Origin of the sequence: Pseudomonas sp. CM25 (assembly GCF_013179705.1) — a bacterium.
Lineage (GTDB): Bacteria > Pseudomonadota > Gammaproteobacteria > Pseudomonadales > Pseudomonadaceae > Aquipseudomonas.
The window spans coordinates 24,485-31,748 of sequence record NZ_JABMCW010000028.1; the positions used below are offsets into that span (position 1 = coordinate 24,485).

At 64.4% G+C, this 7,264-nt stretch carries 7 protein-coding genes; 4 read left to right on the forward strand and 3 right to left on the reverse strand.

Translation table 11 applies throughout. The annotated features are described in order from the left end of the window. Nucleotides 1-55: 55 nt before the first annotated feature. Nucleotides 56-1,534, reverse strand: coding sequence for a methyl-accepting chemotaxis protein (locus HP546_RS05350; RefSeq protein ID WP_172220715.1), 1,479 nt, complete (start codon nucleotides 1,532-1,534; stop codon nucleotides 56-58). A gap of 265 nt (nucleotides 1,535-1,799) precedes the next feature. Further along, complete coding sequence (locus HP546_RS05355) at nucleotides 1,800-2,594, reverse strand: TatD family hydrolase (RefSeq protein WP_172220718.1); 795 nt, start codon at nucleotides 2,592-2,594, stop codon at nucleotides 1,800-1,802. Nucleotides 2,595-2,751: 157 nt separating this feature from the next. Between HP546_RS05355 and HP546_RS05360 the strand changes: the two genes are divergently transcribed. The 4 genes from HP546_RS05360 (at nucleotide 2,752) to greB (ending at nucleotide 5,753) form a co-directional block, all read left to right on the forward strand. Then, the gene (locus HP546_RS05360) at nucleotides 2,752-4,158 is read left to right on the forward strand and encodes a transglycosylase SLT domain-containing protein (protein ID WP_172220735.1); all 1,407 of its coding nucleotides are present in this window, start codon (nucleotides 2,752-2,754) and stop codon (nucleotides 4,156-4,158) included. Between the two features lie 113 nt (nucleotides 4,159-4,271). Then, entirely contained in the window at nucleotides 4,272-4,709 is a 438-nt protein-coding gene (locus HP546_RS05365) for a DoxX family protein (protein WP_172220737.1), read from the forward strand. 250 nt (nucleotides 4,710-4,959) lie between these two features. Then, nucleotides 4,960-5,268: a hypothetical protein gene (locus HP546_RS05370; RefSeq protein WP_172220740.1), complete on the forward strand. Its 309-nt coding sequence runs from the start codon at nucleotides 4,960-4,962 to the stop codon at nucleotides 5,266-5,268. A gap of 11 nt (nucleotides 5,269-5,279) precedes the next feature. Next, nucleotides 5,280-5,753 carry a transcription elongation factor GreB gene (gene greB / locus HP546_RS05375; protein ID WP_172220743.1) on the forward strand — a complete coding sequence of 158 codons (474 nt, stop codon included), beginning with the start codon at nucleotides 5,280-5,282 and terminating at the stop codon, nucleotides 5,751-5,753. A 44-nt stretch (nucleotides 5,754-5,797) separates the two neighbouring features. Here the strand turns inward: greB and HP546_RS05380 are convergent. Next, on the reverse strand, nucleotides 5,798-7,264 hold a 1,467-nt coding region (locus HP546_RS05380), incomplete at its 5' end, for an ABC transporter permease (RefSeq protein ID WP_372242413.1).

Genomic DNA, 7,264 nt, shown 5'->3' on the forward strand with positions numbered 1-7,264 from the left:
GCCCAAAGCTTAGTGCTGCCGCCGGCCTGGGGCCAATCAAGCCGGCCTATCGCGACTATAGCTTGAGCTGGCCAATGACTTTGTTCAGCTGTCCCGCCAAGGTCGCCAGTTCGCTGCTGGTGTTTGCCGAGCCCACCGTCTGCTGCACGGTCTGCTCGGTCACGTCGCGAATACTCACCACGGCGCGGTTCATTTCCTCGGCCACCTGGCTTTGTTGCTCGGCGGCCACGGCAATCTGGGTATTGCTTTCGCGCATCTGGGCCACCGCGCCGGTGATTTCAGCCAGCGCTGCACCGGCTTCCTGGGCCTGCCTGACGCAGTCGTCAGCCTTGTACGAGCTTTCCTGCATGAATTCCACCGCATCGCGGGTGCCCGACTGCAAGGCCGAGACCATTGTGGTGATCTCGTCGGTGGAGGTTTGCACGCGCCTGGCCAGGTTACGCACCTCATCGGCCACCACTGCAAAGCCGCGGCCCAGGTCACCGGCGCGCGCCGCTTCGATGGCGGCGTTGAGCGCCAACAGGTTGGTCTGTTCGGCGATGCTGTGGATCACGCTGACCACGCTGTTGATCTTCTGGCTGTCTTCGGCCAGCTGGCGAATCATTTCGGCGGTTTGCTGCACGCCGCTGGACAGCCCGGAAATCGAATCCTGCACCCGGCTGACGACCTCCTGGCCACTGCCTGCCAGGGTGTCAGCGGTTTGCGACAGGTCGCGGGTGGCGCCGGCGTGCTGGGCAATGTGGTGCACCGTCGCGGACATTTCGTTGATGGCTGTGGCGGCCTGGTCAGTCTCGCTCTGCTGGCCGAGCATGCCGTGGCGCACGTCGCTCATGCTGGCAGCCAGGCGTGCGGCGCCCGAGTCCAGTTGTGCTGCGGTGTGGGCGACGGTACTGACCACGCGGTGATAGGTGGCCTGCATGGCGTTGAACGCCCCGGCCATCTGGCCGACCTCGTCGCCACAGGCCAGGGGTACCCGGGCAGCCAGGTCACCGGTTTTTTCCACGTGCAGCATCACGTCCTTGAGGGTGTTGAGCTGGCTGAGCAGGAAGCGGATCAGCAGCTGCGAGGCGCCAAGCATGGCCAGCATCAGGATCAGCACGCACACCGCGTAGTTGCTGAAGCGCTTGAGGAAGACCTGGCGCAGGCTTGGCGACTGGGCCAGCACGGCGATTTGCTGATCACCGTTGCGTAGCACCTGCGCGCCGCGCAGCGGATTGTCGCCAAGGATCCAGGGGCCAGGCAGTTCGACCCAACCCTGGCCGTTACGCAGGGCGTCGAGGGCATTGCCGGCGAAGGTCGGCGTTTGCCCGGCGGACCATCGGATGACGTTGGCCGGCTGCGGCAGTGCTTGCCCAGCTGGCCAGGCCGCCAGCAGCTGGGCTTGTGCCGCCGCCTGTGCCTGGGCGGCTTCGGCGCGGGCGCGTTGCTCAAGGTGCACGGCGTAGAGCACCAGCAGCAAGGTCGTGACAAAGGCCACCGCGTTGACGGCCCAGAACTTGTACTTCAGGGAAACATTGCTAAGCCAGGCACCCATGGGCAGGTCTTCTCTGAGTTGAGCGGAAACAATATTGGCAAGGTGCCATCATTGTGCCTGTCCAATTCAGAGGCTTTGTTGATATGCATCAAAAGCTTGTAGGAACAACTGTCTTGCGCAAAATTTAAAAAGCGTGCGTGATCCCTGTGGGAGCGGGTTTACCCGCGAATGCGGTGGCGGCGGCAGCGGTGAACGGCCAGGAGAAACTGACCGCCGGGTCTGGCCCATTCGCGGGTGAACCCGCGTATGCAGGGCGGCTCAGATTTCAGATCTGGAAGAACGCCCGCGCAGTGGCAGTGGTATGCGCCGCCGTGTGCTCGATCGACTCACCCCGGTGCAAGGCCACCTCGCGCAACACCTCGGGCAGGAACGCCGGTTCATTGCGCCCGCTCTTCGGCTTGGGCCGCAGGCTACGCGGCAGCAGATAAGGCGCATCGCTCTCCAGCATCAGCCGCCCCTCGGCAATGTTGCCTACCAGCGGGTGCAGGTGGGTACCGCGGCGTTCGTCGCAGATCCAGCCGGTAATGCCGATATGCAGGTCCATGTCCAGGTAGGCAAACAGCGCGTCGCGCTCACCGGTAAAGCAATGCACCACTGCGCCGGTCAGGTGATCACGGTACGCCTTGAGGATCGCCAGCAAGCGCTCGCTGGCGTCGCGTTCATGCAGGAACACCGGCAGGCGCAGTTCGGCCGCCAGGGCCAGCTGTGCTTCCAGAGCTTTTTCCTGCAGTGGGCGAGGGGAGAAGTCGCGGTTGAAATCCAGGCCGCATTCACCCACGGCGCGCACACGGGGTTCGTTCAACAGTTGCCGTAACCGGCCCTCACTGCCGGCATCCCAGGCCTTGGCATCGTGCGGGTGTACCCCCGCCGTGGCGAACAGGTGCGCGCCGCACGGATCCAGTTGCTGGCACAGTTCCAGCGCCTGTTCGCTGACGTCCAGGCTGGTGCCCGTAAGCACCATTTGCGTTACCCCGGCTTCGAGCGCGCGCTCGACGATAGCCGCCTGTTGGTCGCGGAAACTGCTGTTGGTCAGGTTGACGCCGATATCGATCAGTTGCATGGTGCTACCTCGTGCCGCGGGGCGGCCAGCATAGCAAACATCTCGTTTTTCTGAAAAAACCAAGAACTTCATGCTGTTGCCGTGGTCTTTTACTGTCATTTATCACTTGGCGGTGCAAACCATGGATGCTGCCCACCGACCACGGACACGTTCTCCCATGCTGCGATGCTGGCTCATCTTGCTGCTCACGCTCGGGCTGGCCCTGACCGGTCCGGCCTATGCGCGCTTGCCAGGGCCGCAGCAGAACATTCCGCCTGCCAAGGTCCTTGACCTGCAACAGATCCGCACCAGCAAGGTGCTGCGGGTGCTGGTCAATCAGAGCCGCAACAGCTCGGGCGAGGTCAAGGGCGAGCCGGTGGGTGTCGAGTACTATCGCCTGCGCGCACTGGAACATTACCTGAACGCCCGCGCCGAGGATGGCCAGCATATCCAGCTGAAACTCATTCCGCGGGCCAAGGAGCAGTTGCTGGGCGCCTTGCAACGGGGCGAGGGTGACCTGGCTGCGCCAGGCGAGCTGCTCGACCCCAGCGTGGTGCGCGGCGTCAGCAGCACTGCGCCGATACTCGACCAGGTGCCGTTGATGCTGGTGGGGCGTAAAGGTGAACGTAGCTTCAGCAAGGTTGAACAGCTGTCCGGGCGTACCGTGGCCCTGACCAGCGCCAGCGCCGCCGGCCCGCTGATCCAGCAGGTCAACCAGCAGCTGGCGCTGCGCAAGCGTGCGCCGATCAAGGTGGAGTGGGTGGACTCGACGCTGGCAGTAGAGGATGTGCTGGAGATGGTGCAGGCCGGCATCTATCACCTGACTGTGGTCGAGCAGCCGATCGCCCGGCGCTGGGCGCGGGTCATGCCGCGCCTGCGCCTGGACAGCCGCGTGCACCTTGGGGCGCCGCAGGCCATGCGCTGGTATGTGGGAAAAGATGCGCCGCAATTGCTCGCCAGCGTTGATCGCTTCCTCAAGGGCTATCGTGCGCCGGACAATCAGGACGCTGCATTCGAGCGCATCTACCGCCGCCAGTATCGGGTGCACAACCCTTTGGCCAGCAAGGACCGCCAGCGCTTGGCATCGGTGCGTGCGGTGCTGCAGAAGCATGGCGCGGCGCAGCAGATCGACTGGCTCAACCTGGCTGCGCTGGCCTTCAAGGAGTCGACGCTCAACCCTGCTGCGCGCGGCAGTGGTGGGGCCCATGGCCTGATGCAGATCACCCCGTCTGCAGCCCAGCGCGTGGGCGTGAGCAACACCGCCACGGTAGATGGCAATGTCCAGGCCAGCGCCCGCTACCTGGCCCTGATCCGGCGCAAGTTCTTTGCCAGCCCCAGGATCAACGAGCGTGAGCGCATGGCCTTTGTGCTGGCGGCCTACAACCTTGGCCCTGAGCGCGTTCAGGCCATGCGCGCCGAAGCGCGGCGGCGCGGCCTCAACGGTAACCAGTGGTTCTTCCAGACCGAGCGCGTTGCCATGGAGCAGGTGGGCATGGGACCGGTCAATTTCGTCAACAGCGTCAACAAGTACTTCTTGGCGTTCAATCGCGAGCGCGCCGTGCTGGAGCGCGTAGCGAGGCGCTGACAAATCGATTTATTCGATTCTTATGTTAGATATTTCGCGATTTTCATATCTGACTAATCGATTATCATGACGTCCATTCCAACACAGACTCTCCGTTTCAAGGACGCTTTGACATGAACAACGCTACCCTCAACGCCCTTTTCTCTACCCGTGCTGGCGCTGGCCTCAGTTTTATCCGCATCCTGGTTGGCCTGATCTTCATGGCGCATGGTGCACAAAAGCTGTTCGGCCTGTTCGGGGGCTACGGCCTGGAAGGCACCGGCCAGTGGATGGAAAGCATTGGCCTGGCCCCGGGCTACCTGATGGCGCTGCTGTCTGGCAGTGCCGAATTCTTCGGCGGCGTGGCTCTGGTGATCGGTTTGCTGGCGCGCCCGGCGGCCCTGGCCCTGAGTGCCACCCTGGTGGTGGCGATTTTCTCCGTGCACATCGGCAATGGCCTGTTCATGTCCAACAATGGCTATGAATTCGCCCTGGCCCTGCTGGCCGGCACCGTCGCGGTCATGATCGAAGGGGCAGGGCGCTTCTCGCTGGACCGCCTGATCGCCCGTTGATGAGCTGCAAGTCATAGCTGCAAGCCCCAAGCGAGAGCTGGCCGCGTGTTGCCCGCTCTTGCTTTGTGCTTGCAGCTTGTAGCTTGCAACTTGCAGCTCCTCGCTCTAGCATACCGCCTGCGCCGATTTAAACAGCTACTTGCGGGGCGCAGGATGGCCCTCCCAAGGTCTCCGAAATACCGCTAAAGCGCTGGTTCGGTGACGCCTCCCACCGCTGCCCAGCGGGATTCGCGAGGCGGAGAGAAGCACCATGAGTTGCCCACGTACCAGTGTCTGTTTGAGCCCTTTGCCTGCCAGCCAGGCGTCCCGCACACCGCGCATCCTGCTCGGCGGCCAGCATCAGCCCACCCTTTTGCGTCACCTCGAAGGTCTGTCCCGGCGCAAGGGCCAGGCGCGTGCATTCCTGATCCAGTTCGCCGATGCCTGCTGCCACCTTGCGCAGTACGGCAATGACCGTTTTGACCTGGCGGTGATCCAGGCCCCGGCGCCGGAGGTGGCCGCCGATGTCATCGGTCATCTGACCCGCATTGCGCGCCAAGGCCTGATCACCCGCCCCTGAGGAGCGCGCCGTTGAGCACCAATATCATCACCACCGCAGGCCATGAGGCGCTGAAGAAAGAGCTGGACCACCTGTGGCGGGTGTATCGCCCGGAAATCACCCAGAAGGTCGCCTGGGCGGCGTCGCTGGGTGATCGCAGCGAGAACGCCGACTACCAGTACAACAAGAAGCTGCTGCGCGAAATCGACCGCCGGGTACGTTACTTGCGCAAGCGTCTCGAGGACGTGAAGGTGGTTGCCTATTCGCCGCAGCAGGAGGGCAAGGTGTTTTTCGGTGCCTGGGTAGAGATCGAGAACGACGAGGGCGATACCAAGAAGTTTCGCATCGTCGGCTATGACGAGATTCACGGGCGCAACGACTACATCTCGATCGACTCGCCCATGGCCCGTGCCTTGCTGAAGAAGGCGGAGGGCGATGAGGTGGTGGTGCAGACGCCTACCGGTGAAGCAACCTGGTATGTGAGCGGCGTCAGTTACGATCAGTGAATTGATGCCGCCTGTGACGGCCTGTTCGCCGGCACAGGCAGCCCTCAACTTTCCCGCAACACCGCCAGCGGGCTGGCATTCAGCGCCCGTCGCGTGCCCAGCACCCCCGCACCACCCACCAGCAGCGCTCCTGCCAATGGCAGTACCAGCAACCACGGATGTGGGCTCCATTGCAGGTCGAAGGCATAGCGGTACAGCACCAGGGTAATCAGCTCACAGCCCACGGCAGCCAACAGCCCGCTGGCCGCGCCCAGCAAACCGAACTCGATACGCCTGGCCTTGACCAGCAATGGCCGTGCCGCCCCCAGCGCGCGCAACAGTGCGCCCTGGCGAATGCGTTCGTCCAGCGTTGCCTGGAGGCCGGCGAACAGCACCGCCAGCCCGGCCGCCAGCACGAACAGCAATACGTATTCGACGGCCAACGTCACCTGGGCGAGGATGCTGCGCAACTGATCGAGCAGCGCATCCACTTGCAGAATGGTCACCGCCGGGAACGCCCGCGACAGCGCCACCACGTCCACGTCATGCCCCGGCGCCAGGTAGAAGCTGGTCAGGTAGGTGGTCGGCAGCCCCTGCAGCGTGCCGGGCTGGAAGATCATGTAAAAGTTCGGCTGGAAGCTGTCCCAGTGCACGCTGCGCAGACTGCTGACCCGTGCCTGGCGTTGCTGGCCGCCGATGTCGAAAGTCAGCACGTCACCCAGCTGGACTTCAAGGCTGCGGGCCAGCTCCGCCTCTACCGACACACCGGGAGTCTCCTCGCCTGATGGCAGCGCCTGCCACCAGTTGCCGGCGGTGAGGGCGTTGCCAGCCGGCAGCTCGGCGGCCCAGGTCAGGCTGAGGTCGCGCTGCACCGCGCGCTCGCCCGCCGAATCCTTGCTGACCAGCTGTTGCACCGGTTGATCGTTGATTTGCACCAGGCGGCCGGGGGTTACCGGGTACAAGGGGGCGGAGGCGGCGTTGACCTGGTGCAGGCGCTGGGCAAACGGCTCGCGGTCATCCGGCAGAATGTTCAGGGCGAAGTGGTTGGGCGCATCCTTGGGTAGTTGCGCTTGCCAGGTGTCCAGCAGTTCGGCGCGCAGCAGGGCGACCAGTGCCATGGCCAGCAGGATCAGCCCGAAGGCGAGGGCCTGGCCGGCGGCGGCCGTAGGGTGGCGTAGCAGTTGGCCCAGCCCCAGGCGCCAGGCCAGTGGGGCGCCGGCCAACAGCTGGCGCAGGCTGCGCAAGCCGAGCAGCAGCAGCCCGCCGAGCAGCAGCGCGGCGACCAGGCCCCCCCCCAGCAGGGCGAAGGTGAGCAGCAGATCAAGGCTCAGGCGCCACATGATCAGGCCCAGGGCAAACAGGGCGGCGCCATACACCACCCAGCTGCTGGGCGGAATTGGCAGCAGGTCGCGGCGCAGCACCCGCAGCGGTGGTACTTGCCCCAGTGCGGCAATGGGCGGCAAGGCGAAGCCGGCCAGGGCCACCAGCCCGGTACCGATACCGGCCAGGGCGGGGACGATGCCGCCAGCGGG